General features: G+C 70.6%; 14 protein-coding genes. 8 read left to right on the top strand and 6 right to left on the bottom strand.

Translation table 11 applies throughout. The features are described 5' to 3' along the window. Nucleotides 1–851: 851 nt before the first annotated feature. The gene (locus ACZ4U1_RS01550; RefSeq protein WP_467898187.1) at nt 852–1,262 is read right to left on the bottom strand and encodes a VOC family protein; all 411 of its coding nucleotides are present in this window, start codon (nt 1,260–1,262) and stop codon (nt 852–854) included. Nucleotides 1,263–1,976: 714 nt separating this feature from the next. Here ACZ4U1_RS01550 and ACZ4U1_RS01545 point away from each other — a divergent pair. The 7 genes from ACZ4U1_RS01545 to ACZ4U1_RS01515 all read left to right on the top strand — a co-directional run bounded on the left by ACZ4U1_RS01545 (nt 1,977) and on the right by ACZ4U1_RS01515 (nt 10,344). Beyond that, nucleotides 1,977–3,350, top strand: a complete 1,374-nt coding sequence (locus ACZ4U1_RS01545; RefSeq protein ID WP_467898185.1) for a phenylacetate--CoA ligase family protein — start codon at nt 1,977–1,979, stop codon at nt 3,348–3,350. Beyond that, nucleotides 3,347–4,312, top strand: coding sequence for a hypothetical protein (locus ACZ4U1_RS01540; protein WP_467898182.1), 966 nt, complete (start codon nt 3,347–3,349; stop codon nt 4,310–4,312). Before ACZ4U1_RS01545 ends, ACZ4U1_RS01540 begins: the two co-directional genes overlap by 4 nt. Nucleotides 4,313–4,878: 566 nt before the next feature. After that, nucleotides 4,879–5,868 (top strand): STAS domain-containing protein, encoded by a 990-nt coding sequence (locus tag ACZ4U1_RS01535; protein WP_467898179.1) that lies wholly within the window; start codon nt 4,879–4,881, stop codon nt 5,866–5,868. Between the two features lie 175 nt (nt 5,869–6,043). Further along, entirely contained in the window at nt 6,044–6,529 is a 486-nt protein-coding gene (locus ACZ4U1_RS01530; protein WP_467898176.1) for a DUF5994 family protein, read from the top strand. A 139-nt stretch (nt 6,530–6,668) separates the two neighbouring features. Continuing rightward, on the top strand, nt 6,669–7,862 hold the full coding sequence (locus ACZ4U1_RS01525) for a PP2C family protein-serine/threonine phosphatase (protein ID WP_467898173.1): 1,194 nt from the start codon (nt 6,669–6,671) through the stop codon (nt 7,860–7,862). 436 nt (nt 7,863–8,298) lie between these two features. Next, nucleotides 8,299–9,876: a N,N-dimethylformamidase beta subunit family domain-containing protein gene (locus tag ACZ4U1_RS01520; protein ID WP_467898170.1), complete on the top strand. Its 1,578-nt coding sequence runs from the start codon at nt 8,299–8,301 to the stop codon at nt 9,874–9,876. A gap of 33 nt (nt 9,877–9,909) precedes the next feature. Continuing rightward, on the top strand, nt 9,910–10,344 hold the full coding sequence (locus ACZ4U1_RS01515) for a contact-dependent growth inhibition system immunity protein (protein ID WP_467898166.1): 435 nt from the start codon (nt 9,910–9,912) through the stop codon (nt 10,342–10,344). A 354-nt stretch (nt 10,345–10,698) separates the two neighbouring features. Here ACZ4U1_RS01515 and ACZ4U1_RS01510 read toward each other — a convergent pair whose 3' ends face one another. Beyond that, nucleotides 10,699–11,493 (bottom strand): alpha/beta fold hydrolase, encoded by a 795-nt coding sequence (locus ACZ4U1_RS01510; RefSeq protein ID WP_467898163.1) that lies wholly within the window; start codon nt 11,491–11,493, stop codon nt 10,699–10,701. A 444-nt stretch (nt 11,494–11,937) separates the two neighbouring features. Between ACZ4U1_RS01510 and ACZ4U1_RS01505 the strand changes: the two genes are divergently transcribed. Further along, nucleotides 11,938–12,330: a MerR family transcriptional regulator gene (locus ACZ4U1_RS01505; protein WP_467898160.1), complete on the top strand. Its 393-nt coding sequence runs from the start codon at nt 11,938–11,940 to the stop codon at nt 12,328–12,330. 51 nt (nt 12,331–12,381) lie between these two features. Here the strand turns inward: ACZ4U1_RS01505 and ACZ4U1_RS01500 are convergent, their stop codons facing one another. The 4 genes from ACZ4U1_RS01500 to ACZ4U1_RS01485 all read right to left on the bottom strand — a co-directional run bounded on the left by ACZ4U1_RS01500 (nt 12,382) and on the right by ACZ4U1_RS01485 (nt 15,031). Next, on the bottom strand, nt 12,382–13,077 hold the full coding sequence (locus tag ACZ4U1_RS01500; protein ID WP_467898157.1) for an NAD(P)-dependent oxidoreductase: 696 nt from the start codon (nt 13,075–13,077) through the stop codon (nt 12,382–12,384). A gap of 23 nt (nt 13,078–13,100) precedes the next feature. Continuing rightward, nucleotides 13,101–13,691 carry an NADPH-dependent FMN reductase gene (locus ACZ4U1_RS01495; RefSeq protein ID WP_467898155.1) on the bottom strand — a complete coding sequence of 197 codons (591 nt, stop codon included), beginning with the start codon at nt 13,689–13,691 and terminating at the stop codon, nt 13,101–13,103. A gap of 105 nt (nt 13,692–13,796) precedes the next feature. After that, a complete protein-coding gene (locus tag ACZ4U1_RS01490; protein ID WP_467898153.1) occupies nt 13,797–14,732 on the bottom strand; it encodes an RNA polymerase sigma-70 factor in 936 nt (311 codons plus the stop codon). Further along, nucleotides 14,729–15,031, bottom strand: a complete 303-nt coding sequence (locus ACZ4U1_RS01485) for a hypothetical protein (RefSeq protein ID WP_467898151.1) — start codon at nt 15,029–15,031, stop codon at nt 14,729–14,731. The genes ACZ4U1_RS01490 and ACZ4U1_RS01485 overlap by 4 nt, the downstream gene beginning before the upstream one ends. Between the last annotated feature and the right edge of the window lie 252 nt (nt 15,032–15,283).

Genomic DNA, 15,283 nt, shown 5'->3' with positions numbered 1-15,283 from the left:
CGGGATGCCCGTGGACCTGCGTGATCATCTCTGTTCTCGACGCAGAACGATCATGCGAGGGCCACGAGCTTGCGCAACGATACGACGTTGCTGCTCGGCCTCGACGGGGTGTCCGTCGCGCGGGTTGAGTCAGGGCCTGCCCGGCCTGCGGGGTTATCGCCCCCCGGGTGAAGGGCTCGGCGGTGACCCGGCCGGGCGATCTCCCTACGGGGAGAGCGGATGGGAGTTCCGCTGGCACAAGCGCCGCTGGTGGTGCCGCGAGGTCGACTGCCCTCGCCGGGCCTTCACCCAGCAGACCCCGGCCGGTGCCTGGCAGCCCTCATCCGCTACCGCCGGAGTGAGCGAGAGGGGATGGCCCGAGAGCGAGATCAGCGCCACCCCAACGGAATGGTGGACAACTGCCCCGCCGGCTCCCAGTCCGCTGGCCTTGCACTGGGCTCGAACCAAGGGGCTCCATCACCGATCCAGGCTCCGCGATGCCGGCGGACTGCGGCCAAGGTGCCGTCTTCGTTCCCGGACTCACATCCGCAGCACGCGCAGATGACAAACAAGGGCAAGCCGTACTCATCGAACCGCGCGTCGCCCGTAGCCAGCCCGCAGACCCGGCACACCGTCTCAACCCTGTCGGTCACGAGCCCAGCCTACGGCTACGCCAATCGAGACATCGTCGTGGTCGACAGGCCGCCGCGCGAGCGGCCCAGCGCGTGGTGGCCCGGCTCCGGTGTGCTCCCGCCGGGCGGCTCGCGCTAGCATCCCCTGCCGAAGCACGGTGGCAGGGCCCGCCAGGCGCAGCCGCTGACCAGGACGTAGACGATGGCCGCGAACAGCCGCTCGCCACATAGGGCACCGTCTTAGTCGCGCTTGGGCCAGATGAGGCCCTGATCGGTCCAGATGACACCCTTGTTGCGGCAGAGGCAGAAGGGGTGGCCGACGGGGTCGGCGTAGACGCGGAAGCCGTAGCCGTCGGGGTCGGTACAGTCCCGCAGCAGGGTTGCGCCGAGGGCCAGGACGCGGCGCTGTTCGACCTCGATGTCGTCGACTTCGAAGTCGAGGTGGAACTGCTTGGGGTGCTCGCTGTCGGGCCACTGCGGGGCGCGGTAGTCCTCCACCTGGATGAAGGCCAGTTCGATCTCGCCGAACTGGATACCGGCCCAGTTCTCGTTACTGCCCTCCTTGACCGGGAGCCCCATCACCTCGGAGTAGAAGGCTGCCAGCTTCATCGTGTCCGGGCAATCGATGATGAAGTCGGTTAGTCGTAGCATCCCGCGATCTTGCCACAAGATCAAATGATCCGGTCTCGTGTTGCGGAGCCGGCCGAGACGGTCCGCCACCGGTCAGCGACACAGCGAGCGGGATGCCGTGTCCGTCGGTGAGGACTTGTCGGCTTGCTGCCTGGCCGTGCTCGGTCGACCGGGCTGGAGCCCCCTTGGTGTGTGGTGGCGCTCGCCTCTCGTCCGGGGTGAGGGAGTGCGGCGTAGGTCGGTTCCGGTTGTGGTGGGTGTGGTGGGGCGTGCGGGGGTGCTGGTGGTCGTGGGCGCGGTGTGGGGTGGCTGCTGCCCGGATTCCGGTTCTTGTCGTGGCGCGAACTGGCCGTAGATTCGGGCCGATTGAATGTTTAGCGGCGCAAGTTTGATCGTGTAGCGGAACCTTGACAGCAGACATTGCGCCATTTGAAGATCGGTGCGCCTTCGCTGACCGGCGGGGGTTCAGTTGTGAGCGATGCAAGGGGGTTTTGGTATGTCTGCGATCGTTTCCACGCTCAAGCACACCAAGTACGTCATGGGTTCCCTGGCTGCGGTGCTGTTCACGAACTGCCCCAGCTGACATGGGGAACGGGGCGGGCGGCCACAGCCGCCCGCCCCGGCATGGTGAGGGGCCGGTGAGGTGGCAGTGCCGGCCTGACCGGGGGCCAGGACGGGGGTCGGGGGAGGGTCATGTTCGGTGCGGGGGTTCGGCAGTTCAGGATGGCGCTGGCTATGGTGCTCGGCCGTCCGATCAATGTGCGCTCTGCCGAGAGACTCGTCGAGGACGCGCTGGCCACGCTGGCCGAGTTCGGTGCGCCCGGTGAGGATGTCGAGCACCTGCTGCGCGGGCCTGCCGCGGACCCGCAGATGCGTACCGACCTCGCGAATCGGGCGTTGCGGCGCACCGCGAAACGCCTCGTGGCCACATCGCGTTTCTACGCCGACCACTTCGCGGCGGCGGGGGTCGACCCGGCCGCACTGACCGTCGAGAACGTCACCACGGTGCCCGTCACCACCAAAGCCGATCTGGTCGGGCGGCCCGGTGATTTCCTGTGCAGTGAGCCGTTTCTGGCGTCCCGGACGACGGGGACGACAGGCCGGCCGGTCGAGGTGTGGTACTCGCGGTACGAAGAACGTCTGTGGCCGGCGCTGGTCGCCCTGTCGCAGGTGCTGCGCGGCACCGTCCGTACCACCGACGTGGTCCAGTTCAACATCAGCTCCCGGGCGACGGGCACCGGGTATGCGGAGATGCAGGTCGCCCGCCTGGCCGGGGCGGCGATCCGCATGGTGGGCCTGGTCCCGCCGGCCGAGACACTCGATCTCATGGCGGGAACCGGCCCTACCGCACCGACCCTGATGGTCACTTACCCGAGCTATCTCGGGCAGCTGACCCGCCTGGCCCGTGAGCGGGGGCTGGGGCCTGCCGACTTCCGGCTGCGGCGTATCAACGTCGGCAGTGAGGTCCTCTCGCCCGCTCTCGCGCAGGCCGCGGAGAAGACGTTCGGCGCCGCTGTGCACGACGGCTACGGCATGACCGAGGTGACCCCGGTCGCCGGTGCGATCTGCAGCAAGCGCCATCTGCACATCGACGCCGGTATCGGCCTGGTGGAGGTGTGCGACCTGGACACCGGGGCGCCGGCCGCGCCGGGAGCGCTCGGCACGCTCGTCGCCACTCCCTTCTTCCCCTACCGGGAGTGCATGCCCTTGTTCCGTTACGACACCCGCGACCTGGTACGGCGCCTGCCCGATGAGCCGCTGACGTGCGAGATGGCGAACGTGCCGGCGACCTCGCACATCCTGGGAAAGGCCGACCATGTGCTGCGCACCGAGCACGGCCCGGTGACCCCGCGCGAGATCATCGAGGTCCTCGATGCGCTGCCCGGCGCGCGCTGGCCGGTGCGCCACCGCGCCGACGTCGTGGACGGGCGGCTGCACGTCCAGGTCGCCGCCGCCTCCGTACCCGAGACCAGCGGTATCGCGCGCTACTTCGCCGAGGCCGGCCTGGACGCCGGCGTCGACATCATCCCCGGAGAGGGACGCGAGCTGCGGCGCTACCGCTGTGATCTGGTCGAAAACAGCTTCGCCTACGCGGGGCCGGTCGCATGAGCGCCGCGCAGACCGCGTTCTTCGTCCTGGTGACCCTCGCCGTCGCCCTGGCCGTGTGCCTGGCCTCCCTCGCCTACTTCCAGCGGGTCACCCTGCCCCGGCCGGCCGTCGGCGTGTTCAACGGCAACGACATGGTCATCATGATGGGCTTCGTCGTCGTCCTGCCCGTGCTGTATCTGGCCCTGCCCGACTGGCTGCTGCCGCCCGTGCTGGGACTGACCCTGGCCGGCGGCCTCGCCGTCGGCTACGGGCCCGTTGTCCGCCGCACCGCGGTGCGCTGGACGCTCATCGCCGCGGTCCTGGCCGCCGACTGGATCACCGCGCGCAGCGCCCAGGACGACCCCACCCACGCCACACCGTACTGGCTGGTCAACAGCCTGGTGATCATGCTGATGGCGGTCGGCGCCGCCAACCTCAACGCCCAGGGCGGCCTGAAGCTGCGGCACGTCTCCCGCTTCGCCCTGGCACTGGCCGTCTACGACCTGTTCTTCGCCACCGTCATCCCCCTCACCCAGAAGCTGTTCGACGCCGTGCAGGGCTACGCCTTCGCACCCTCGGCCGGACTGCGCATCGGCGACTTCGGCGCCGTGGTGGGTATGGGCGACCTCCTGGTGTACGCACTGTTCACCACCGTGGCCTACAAAGCGTACGGACGAGCGGGGCTGCTCTGGGGCCTCGCGCTGGTCACCGTGTTCGGTGCGCTCGCCCCGACACTGACACCCGTCATGGTTCAGGCGCTCACCGGACACCTCCCGCAGATCGTGCCCGCGCAGATCTTCTTCGGCCCGGCCGCGTTCTGCGGCTACCTGGTGCTGCGGCGGCGCGGCCCCGAGCGGCGCATGGCCGACCTCCGCCCGCCCGCCCCGTCGGCGACAGCCCCCGCACTGCACCAGCCCGCGGAGCCGGCCACCGTCGGCGAGCCCCGCGAGCGTTCCCCACACCACTCGCCGACCGGCAGCTGACCGATCCGGCGGTGCAGAAGCGCAGTCACTCACCTTGGAGACCTCCGAGATACGGCCACAGGGTTGCCCCCGCTGCGAGGCGGACCCTCGCCGGCCGGCCCACGTCCGCGATCTCTGCGTCTTCGGGCAAGGAGGGGTGCACTGACCGGCAACCGGCAAGGAGGACCACGGCTCCTGGGAGCGGCAGAGCGCCGCACTGCTCTGCGGACGGGGCCGCGTCCGGCCCATGTCGTGTCACGCGGCCCTGCCGTGCCGGGCGCCGAGGACGCGACCGCTGCTGCCAGGGCGCACGTAGCGGGTCTTCGACTCTCCCCACTCCTGGCCCTGGTCGGCTCCGCTCCCGGCTGCGGGCGACGTACGGTGGAGTTACCGAGGGCATCACGTATTCCGGCCGCCGCGCCGGGGTCGTCCTCGGCGAGAGACGAACCCCGGGCCGCCCCAGCGGCCGGCGCGGAGACGGGTCGGCATCATGTCCGCCGCTGTCGGAGCACCTCCACACGAGCTCGTCATGACGGGCCCCTACCGCGTACCCGTGCCGGGCTGTGTCCCCGCCGAGGGGAGGCGTGATGGTCCTTTCCCGGCTGGACATCCACCGGCGGAATCGAGGGGAGGGAGCACTCGTCACGCTCGCCGGTGAGATCGGACCGGCTACGGCGCCGCTGCTGCGGGCCGCACTGGAGCAGTGTCTGCGCGACGGCGTCACCGTCATCGACATCGATCTGACCACGGTCGGCTCCTGCGACACCAAGGGCCTGGACGTCTTCCTGTCGGCGTCACGGCGCGCCGGCCGAGTGCACGCCTCCCTGCAGCTGCACCACCCGTGCGCACAGATCACCCGGCTCCTCGCCGTCACCGGATCCACCCCCTTGCTCCTCGCGGATCCCACGGACCCCGTGCCGCCCGCACCGCCGCGCGACCACCTGGAAGCGGCCTGCTCGGGTCCGTCGGACGACGGGAAGCGGACGCCGGGCGACCCCGCTCGTGGGCCGGTCCTCAAGGACGGGATACGCCTGCGTCGGCTGACCCGATGGCAGACCGAGGCGATGGAGGAGGACATCGCGGACCTGGCCATGACGTCCGTCGCGGACACTCCCGGTGGGTCGTTCCACAACCGGGCGGAGTTCCTGCACCGCCTGGCCATCAGTGCCCGGCGCCCCGGCTTCGCGCTGTTCGTCGCGGAGACGACGGTGCTGGTCGGCTGCGCCTACGGTTTTCCGGTGGGCCCGGACGGCTCAGGCCGGCGAGACTTCGAGCGCATGCTGCGGGAGAGCATCCAACGGCTCACCGCCTGTGCACGGTTCGTCGTCCTCACTCAGGTGGTGGCCCGTCCTCACGCTCAGCACCGCGACATCGCCCACCGCCTGCAACATCGTCTGCTCACCGACCGGCACGCCGCTCTCGGTGTCGTCCTGCTTCATCCGGCCGACCAGGCCGGACAGGCCGCCTTCCAATCCTGGGGCTGGCAGAACATGGGAGAGATCGTCGGGCTGCCCGGTCCGGTCGCTCCCTGTGTGCTGATTCTGCCTCTGGGAGGGACGTCCCCGGCGGGCCGGTGATCGAGCGTCTGCCGCGCGCACCTTTGCGCGGGCGACAAACGGCTCCGCCGTCCAGGCCGGTACGGCCGGGAGTACGCTGACCTTACCGAGAGCTTTCCGGGCGCACGAGCACGACGGCGCCGTTCCCGGCGAGTGACAGACGCGGGCAGCCGCAAGCTGCCCGGGACGGGATCGCATGATGGACGCCGTCACACAGCCCGCGGAAGGTACGTCACTGGGTGACGCGGGGACCTACCGGCCGCCCTTGTCCCGGCTGAGCCTTACGCCGGACGTCAGCCACGGCCCGCTGGACGGAGCCTGGTGGCCACGGTGCGACGCGCCGGAACTGGAGCTGCCCACGCTGGTCGGCTCATTGGACCCGGGTGCCGGCACCGTCACTCGCGTCACCTTGGGCACCGCCTCCTGGCCCGATGCCCCGCAGACAATGATCGCGCCCGGCCATGTCATCGAGGTGGTCCGGACCGACCTCTGCGGCACGGTGGGGCGCTGGGAGCTGCTGGCGATCCCACCCGACGAGCCGGCGGGAGTGGCCACCCGGCTGCCGACGGATGCCGCCGACCCCGAGAACCCGCTGCCGGCACCGCGCATGCTGGCTCTCGCCGAGGAAGACCTCGCCGAAGAGGCCACAGGGGAGGCGGAAGGAGGACACGGACTCAGGTGAGGGTCCGACGCCCGTCGGGCCCATGTGACCGTTCGGCGGGCCCGGTCGTCGACGTCCCCGGTGGAGCGATGGCACGAGCGATCTCCTGGTCGTCCCACCCCACCGCAACCGATAGGCGCGGATCATGGCGGGTGAGCGGATGAGGCCCGAACGGCCTGCGGGCCGCTCCGAGAGCTTCGGGGAAGCGCTGCTGGGAGCGGTTCTCGATCGCGCGCACGAGCTTCCTCCCCATCTCATCGGGCCGCTGGTCGCCGACGTGGTGGAGCGGTTGGGGGGCCGCCGTCCGCAGGTGCTGCTCCAGGACTACGGCCAGTTGCTGCTCGTACCGCTGGCCGGTGAGGGCCTCACCGGCGGGGAACCGCTGATGATCGACGACTCCGAGGCGGGCCGCTGCTTTCTCGACGCGGTGCCCGTCGAGCTTGCCGAGGACGACGGGGTACGGGTGCACATGCCGCTGCTGGACGGCGGCGACCAGGTCGGGGTCATGGCGGTGACGCTGGACAGCGTCGATGACGACGACCGCCGCCTGCTGCTGAGGATCTCCGGCCTGGTGGCCGACCTCTTGGTGACCAAACACGGCTACTCCGACCTGTTCTTCGGCGTCCGGCGCCGCGAACCGATGAGCGTCGCCGCGGAGATCCAGTGGTCCCTGCTTCCGCCGCTGGCGATGATCATGCCTCGGGTCGCGGTGGCCGGCATCCTGGAACCCGCCTATGACGTCGCGGGTGACAGCTTCGACTACGCCCTCAATGACGACACCCTTCACTCGATCATGATCGACGCGATGGGTCACGGACTGAACGCGGCCACGATGGCCACCGTGGCCATCGGCGCCTACCGCCACGCCCGCCGCCTCGGCATCGGACTGGCGGCGATCTACGACTTCATGGACCGCGCCGTAGCGAGGCAGTTCGGCCCCGAGCACTTCGTCACCGCGCAGATCATGCAGCTGGACACCACGACCGGACAGGTGCAGTGGGTCAATGCCGGTCACCCGCCGCCGATCCTCGTCCGCGACCACCGCGTCGCACAGCGCCTCGTCGCCCCGACGACCCTCCCGGTCGGCCTGGGTGGTCCGAAACCATCGGTCGGCGAGCTGAGGCTGGAGCACGGGGACCGCCTGCTGTGCTTCACCGACGGACTGATCGAGGAGCACGAGAGGGGAGGGGCGGTGTTCGGGGAGGACCAACTGATCGACTGCGTGAATCAACTGGAGAAAGCCGGCCGAGGGATCCGGGCGGTGACGCGCTCCCTGTCCCACACCCTCAAGCGGGCGCGGGGCGGGCACACCACAGACGACGCGACGCTGCTCATGGTGGAGTGGCGCGGTTGACCTCCCCCGTCGAGGACACCTTCGCGTGACTCCGTGGTCCAGCGCGCGGTCCGCTGCGAGGAGGGCATGGAGGAGGCCACACGAGCGATCTCGTCGTACGGGCGCCGTCCAGTACGTAGATCGTCGTCACACCGCGAGGCTAGGCGATCCCCGATGGGGCGCGGTAGTGGCGGATCTCGCGGGTGGCGTGCTCGTCGACGCCGGTCAGGACGTTCCGGCCCCTGGAAGATGAGCCGTGAGAAGCTCATCGATGCCCTTGACGGCAGGGGTGCCGTCGCAAGAAGACCGCCGCACGGTGGTGGCGGCGGTGTCGCAGGTGCTGGGGCCCGCGCCCCCATGACGCCCGGCGGCCGAGAGCAGGGCGCGCGGCCCGCATCGCTGTGCCACCTTGGTCCGGAGAGCAGGTGACGCGCGAGCCGCTGGCACGGGAGGCGTTATGGAGATCGGTCCTGTCCGGCAAGGAGGGCCGGAGAACGGGACGGCACACGTACGGCGGCTGGGGCGCAGGCGTGTCCTCGGAGCGTGCGCCGGCCTCGGGCTCGCCTCGGTGACGGCCGCGGCCTGCGACGCGGCCGCCCCTCCGCGCGGACAGCACCGGGCGGCCGTCTCCCACCGGCCCGAAGCGGAACGGGACCGCCCGGGAACACCCGAGTGGCGTATCACTTCCCGGGGTCCTGCCCCCGCCGTCGCCGGCTACGCGGACCGGGTGAGCGTGACGCCGGGCGAGGAGTGCGGCCTGTACGTCTCGACGACCGCGTCGTCCTTCCGGGTCTCGGCCTTCCGCGTCGGCTGGTACGGCGGGGCCCAGGCCCGGCTCGTGTGGTCATCGGAACGCATACGGGGCCGCGTCCAGCCGGAACCCCGCTTCCTGCCGGACACCCGCACCGTGCGCGCGGACTGGCCGCGCACGCTCACACTCGGCACGGCCGGCTGGCCGGAGGGGGCGTACCTGCTGCGGCTGGAGGCGGACAGCGGCCACCAGCGCTACATCCCTCTGATCGTGCGTTCCACGCAGGGCGCGGGCCGAACGGTCCTGATGCACGCTCCCGCCACCTGGCAGGCCTACAACCGGTGGGGCGGCTACAGCCTCTACGCCGGTGCCTCCGGCGCGTACGCCGCCCGCTCCCTGGCCGTCAGTTTCGACCGGCCCTACGACGCCGACGGCGCGGAGAAGTTCATGGTGTACGAACGGGCGGCGGTGGTGCTGGCGGAACGGCTCGGCATACCCCTCGCCTACACCACCGGCACGGATGTGCACCGCGACCCGGAGGTCCTGCGCGACGCGGCCGCGATTGTCTGTCTGGGCCACGACGAGTACTGGACCCCGGAGCAACGCCGGCACGTCACACAGGCGCGCGACACCGGCACCAACGTGCTCTTCCTCGGCGCCAACACCTGCTTCCGCCGGGTCCGCATCGAGCAGGGGGAGACGCAGCCGGACCGCACGGTGGTCTGCTACAAGTCCTCCGTCCGGACCGACCCCCTCTACACCACCCGGCCCGCCCTGGTGACCACCGACTTCCGCCGGGCTCCGGCGCCGGACCCCGAGTCGTCGCTCACGGGAGTGCTCTACGAGGGCTACCCGACGGACGCGCCGTACGTCGTCCACGCGGCGAACCACTGGCTGTACGAAGGAACGGGTGTACGGCCCGGCGACGGCTTCGCCCACCTGGTCGGCGTGGAATACGACCGGGTCAGCCCCGCTGCACCCGTCCCCGAACCGCTGGAGATAACGGCCCACTCTCCTCTGGTGTGCGGCGGGCGCCGCAGCCACAGTGACTCGGCCTACTACACGGCTCCGAGCGGCGCGGGCGTGTTCGCCACCGGCACCATGCGCTGGGTGGAGGCCCTCGTCGCCGGCACCTCCGACGGCGGCCGCGACCACGGGATGGATGCCCGCACCCGCGACTTCGTCACCCGTACGACGGAGAACGCCATGCGAGCCTTCGCGGAAGGCCCCGCCGCCCATCACCGCCCGGCAGCACGCCCGAACGTCAGCGAGGTGTACGTCTGACATTCCTTGCCGGCTCCGTTCAGAATGGACCGCATGGACCATCTGCTCCACCTCGACCGTACGCTCGATGAGTTGGACCCACCCCGGTGGAAGCCTCCTGCGGCCGACGCAACTCATCTGGTCCGTAACGTGCACGAGTTGCGGCGCGTGCCCCTGGGCGAACTCTCGCCGGCCGATCTGCGCACCCTCGTCTCACAGCAGGTGGCACTGCCCTACGTCCTTCCGCTCGCAGTGTGCTTGCTGCTGGAGGAACCGCTCCTTGACGCCTACTTCTACGAGGGTGACCTGCTGCTCGCCGCGGTCGATGCTCCCGCTTCGGCCTGGGCCCGGCTTCCGGATCTCGGCGCGCGGCTGTGCACCGTGATCACGGCATTGCCGGAGACAGCAGTCGCCGGCCTGCCTCGCGGCGCCACCGAGGAACTTGCCCGCTTCGTCGCGCGGCTCGAACCACTTCGCCCCGCGCCGTAGGACCCACCTTCCGTGGGCGGGAGAGCGCTTGAACACGGTCAGGTCGAGCGTGACGGTCTGGGGGCTACCCCCGCAGGTGTGGGTAGACCGTGGAGTGTACCCGCATGCCGTATGAGCGGGCCGGCGGGGTCGTACCGGCACACGACGCCGGTACGGCCGACGCGGGGCCTTGGCGGCCGGCGAGACGTGCGCGAGAGACGGCCCCTTCTGACGGTTGCCCGGCCCGGGGGAGTCCCGCCTCCGGATACCGCCGCCGGCCGGCGGTCTCGGTCACCAACGATCTGGTCGCCGTCGCGGGCGACCATGAGCGCCTTGTCGAGTTCGGGGCAGCGGGCGAGCTGGTGGGGACTGGCGTCAGGCGCGGACGTCGCGGAGGAAGTCGCGCATGAGGGCGCCCCACTGCTCGGGCTGCTCGATGAACGGCAGGTGCCCGGTGGGGATCTCGGCACAGCGCGCGCCGGGGATGCCGTCGGCGAGTTGCCGGTGGTGGTGCGGTGTGACCAGCTGGTCGAGCGTGGTGGAGATGACCAGGGTCGGCACGGCGACCGTGGCGAGGTCGGCTCGTACGTCGACGTGGTTGATGAGCAGGTCCAGGTGTTCTGGCGTGCCGGGCGGGACCGTGGCTGCGGTGTTCTTGATGGCCGTGTCCAGGTCGTCCTGGCCTACGGCGTCCAAGGCGGGGGCGCTGAGGCCGATCAGGGACACGAAGCCCGCCAGGCCCTCCAGGTCGTTCGCGAGGAGGAAGTCGCGCCACATCCGGGCCGCCAGCAGGAACCGCGGGTTGGGGTGCGCGAACCCAGCGGTGAGGACCAGAGCGGTGACGCGTTCAGGGTGCCGGGTGGCGGCCCGGATGGCGACCGGGCTGCCGAGCGAGTAGCCCGCGATGGCGAAGGACTCCACACCCTCCTCCACGGCGGTGGCGACAAGTTCGTCGGCCAGGCCGTTCAGGGAAAGGGGAGCGTCTGCGCGCGGAGTGCGGCCGCTGCCGGGGTAGTCGGGTCCGACGACGGTGTGCCGGGCGGCCAGCGTGTCCAGGACGGGGCCGTAATTGGCGTCCACACCGCCGCCGGCGCCGTGGGCGAGCAGCAGGCCCGGGCCGGTGCCGCGCACGACGCGGCCGAGGCTTGAGGTGGGCAGAGCAGTGGACATACGTGTCTCTCCTTCGGAAGGCCGGTGGTGAGGGCGTCGCCGCCGAGTTGGGAGCAGCCGGCGACGCATGGGTTGAAGGCGGAGGCGCGGATCACGGTGACCGAGGGCGAAGGTGGTTCGCCAGCCCCAACTGTTCGCCGCGCCAGATTCCCCGGGACGCGCCGAAAACTGAGGCCAGGTTCCGGTCGGCGGTCATGACGGCGATGGCACGGCCACGACCTGACACAGGTGCAGATCTGCGGCGCGCTCGGGCAGTAGCCCGACCATGACCCACTCGGCGGTGCCCACGACGCCCACACACCAGGTGAACCCCCAGGGCGGCTGTGCGGCCCGGTGCAGAGAGCGGGGGTCGTCGGGGCGCTGAGGTCGCGGTGCTGGTCGTCATGCACGGGACGCTAAAGTCTCACATCGGTGTGAGAGTCAATAGGGTGAGGTGCAGGTCACGTGCGCATCGGGGAGATGGTCCGCCGTACCGGGATCAGCGAGCGACTGCTGCGTTACTACGAGGAACAGGGGCTACTGGCGCCGACGAGGCTGCCGAGCGGCTACCGCGTCTACAGCGACGCGGACGTGGACACGGTCCGGCGCATCCGCATCCTGCTCGCCGCCGGGCTGCCGACCGCCACCATCGCCCAGGTCCTGCCGTGCGTCCGCGACGACAGGCCGACCCTCGCGCCGGTCTGCTCCGACCTGGTGGCGGAGCTGCGCCGCGAACGTGAGCGCATCACCCGCGCGATCAATGACCTGCAGGCGTCACGGAGCCTGCTGGACACGATCATCGCCGCCGGCCCCGCCGACGCCGACCCTGCGATCCGACAGCCGGTGTCACAGGGCTGACGTCGGCCGAGTCCCCGCGCGGGCACATGCAGTCAGTGGCTGTACCTCTGTTCAGACCTTGGCGAGCGCTTCCTGCCGGATCCACCGGAACAGAGAGGGGTTGTCGACGGTCGTGATGACGCTGATGGTGCTGCGGACATGGCGGTCGTCGTCCAGCAGAGCCAACATGCTCGCGGCCAGGTCCACCCGGGCGGTGAACCTGCCGTCGGCATGTCCTTCGACGACGGTGTAGTCGGTGGCGGACGGCAGGTGGTAGAGCCCGCTCGGACGGACGATCGTCCAGTCCAGGTCGCTGGCCTTGACCAGGGCTTCCATCCTGCGCATGTCGTCGTACAGGGTCTTGCCCAGCACCCGTGTCACGTAGGGCAGGAGCACGCGGTTGAAGAGGATGCCACCGTCGGAGTAGGGGTGCGGGTCCACCCCGCTGGAGCTGACCACGGCGAGTCGGCGCACGCCGTGCCGCCGCATGGCGGCGACGATGTTGGACGTCCCTTCCGAGTACGTGTGGATGGGCTGCTTGCCGGCCGGGACGCCGAGGGTGGACAGCACCGCGTCCTGCCCTGCCACGGCGGCGTCGACGGCCGCCGGGTCGAGTACGTCGGCGCCGGTCACCTTGAGCCGGTCGTGGCGCAGGGGGAACGTGTCCGGCTTGCGGGTGACCGCGGTGACCTGGTGTCCGGCCGTGAGTGCCTGGTCGGTGAGCAGGCGGCCGGTGGGGCCGTTCGCGCCGAAGACGGTGATACGCATGAAGACTGTTTCTCCTTGTGGGGTCACGACGCGTTCTGGGCGGCGGACTGGGCCAAGCGCAGCGGGCGGAGCGCACCGGCCCAAGCCAGGAGCTCGTCGACCAGCGCGTACACCTGCGCCCTGTGGAGTTCCCGTGGCCGGAAATCGGTGAGATCCGTGAAGTCCTCGCGCAGCAGCAGTGCCACCTGCGGCCCGATATCGGCCATGCACAGCACGCCCGCCTGTGCGCGGAGCTTCTGCACCGCCATGACGGCGCCGAAGATGCCGTAACCGACGTAGGCGACTGGCTTGCCGCCCCACTCGTCGTGGAGGTAGTCGAGGGCGTTGGTCAGCGCTGCGGGCGGTGCGGTGTTGTATTCGGGGGTGACGAAGACGAAGGCGTCGTACGAGGCGATCCGCTCGGCCCATCGTCGGGTGTGCGGGTGCCGTCCCGGTGTCATGCGTGCCGGAAGCGGTTCGTCGAGCAGCGGCAGGGCATGGTCCACCAGGTCCACGAGCTCGAACTCGGCTGTGCCGTCCGATCGTTCCGCTGCCAGTTTCTGTACCCATCGGGCGACCTGATGGCCGTTGCGGCCGGGACGGACGCTGCCGATGATGATGCCGATCCGTAGCATGTCGATCCTTTGTCCTGGTTGTCGGGCGTGCGTCGGGTGCCGCGGGGCGGGCGCGGCGGAGCGCCGGAGTGCGGTCGAGCGCCGGGGTGCGGTCGGTCGCCGGTCTCAGTCGGTGGCCTGTCGGGCGTACTGCGTGGCGCGCAGGACCGCCCAGGCGTCTGCCACGGGGCCGACGTGCCCGAGCTTGTCGGGGTTGCTCACCGTGCGGATGGTCTGGACCCGGCCGTCGAGGATGTCCAGGCTCCAGGTGTTGACGACGCGGCCGTCCCGGTCGCGGAAGACCGCTCCCGGCTGGCCGTTCACCTCGTGCGGTTCCACGGCGCCGCCGATCCGCGTGAAGGACGGGACGAGGGCGGCCAGCACGCGGGCCACCTGGTCGTCGCCGAAGAAGCCCCTGGCCCACTGAGGTGCCTTGCCGCCGCTGTCGGCGACGAGCTGGACGTCGGCGGCGAGCAATTCCCGGAGCCCGTCCACCTCTCCAGCCCGGACGGCGTCGAAGAACCGCGCGGCCAGCTCCTCGCGCTCGCGCCGGTCGGCCTCGAACCGTGGCCGGCCCTCCTGCATGTGACGGCGGGCACGGACCACCAGCTGGCGGCATGCGGCCTCCGAGCGGCCCACCGCCGTGGCGATGTCCGGGAAGCCGAAGGCGAACACCTCCCGCAGCACGAACACGGCCCGTTCCAGCGGGGTGAGCCGTTCGAGAAGGAGCAGTGCGGCCGTCGATACCGAGTCGGCCAGCTCCGCCGAGCGTTCCGGGTCCTGGTAGGGGTCGTTCAACAGCGGCTCGGGAAACCAGGGCCCGACGTACTCCTCGCGGCGGACCCGTGCTGACTTCAGCACGTTCATCGAGACGCGGGTGACCACAGCGGACAGGAACGCCTTGACCGACGCGGGCGGTGTCGTCGACGCCTGGTAGCGCAACCAGGTCTCCTGCACGGCGTCCTCGGCCTCGGCCACACTGCCCAGGATCCGGTAGGCGATCGAGAACAGCAGCGGTCGCAGCTCCTCGAACTCCTCGGCCCTTCCGGTCTGCGCGGTCACGCCGGCTCCTCCTCGAAGCCCTTGCGCCAGGACGGATGGCGCGGCTGCCGACCGAGCTCGCGCTCGGCCTTGGCGTTGGAGGAGCCACGCCCCCGCGTCATCATCACCACCGCCTGATCGCCGGCCAGGAGCCGGGCGAGCCACACGGGGATCCGCACCGGCCGCCTGGCTCCCGCGCACGCCGCCGGATGGGGAAGCCAGTCGCTCGCCGGGGCCGTCACCTGGTGGGCACAGGCGAGGAGCTGAGGCACCAGCCGGCGCCCCAGGACTCCGGCTCCCCTTGCCACGAACACCCTCATGACCCTCACCGTCCCGTCGTCGACATCAACATCTCTGTCACCTCCTGAGACAAGACGGCCGGTCGATCTGTGACATCGACGGCGGGATGGTCGGCACAGAGGACTCGCCGGGGTCCGCACGGCGGCCCGGCGGTACGGTCCTCATCGCCCTGTGATCAGCAGCCGACAAATGGAGAACGGCCCGACCGTGTGCGCGCCGCTCCCGTCACCACCGGCTTGCCCGGTCGGCCGATGCGCACGCCTCCGCCAGGC

Source organism: Streptomyces sp. NPDC028928, assembly GCF_055564915.1.
Note: the sequence above shows the minus strand (reverse complement) of the source record. Positions and strands in the feature narration are given on the sequence as shown.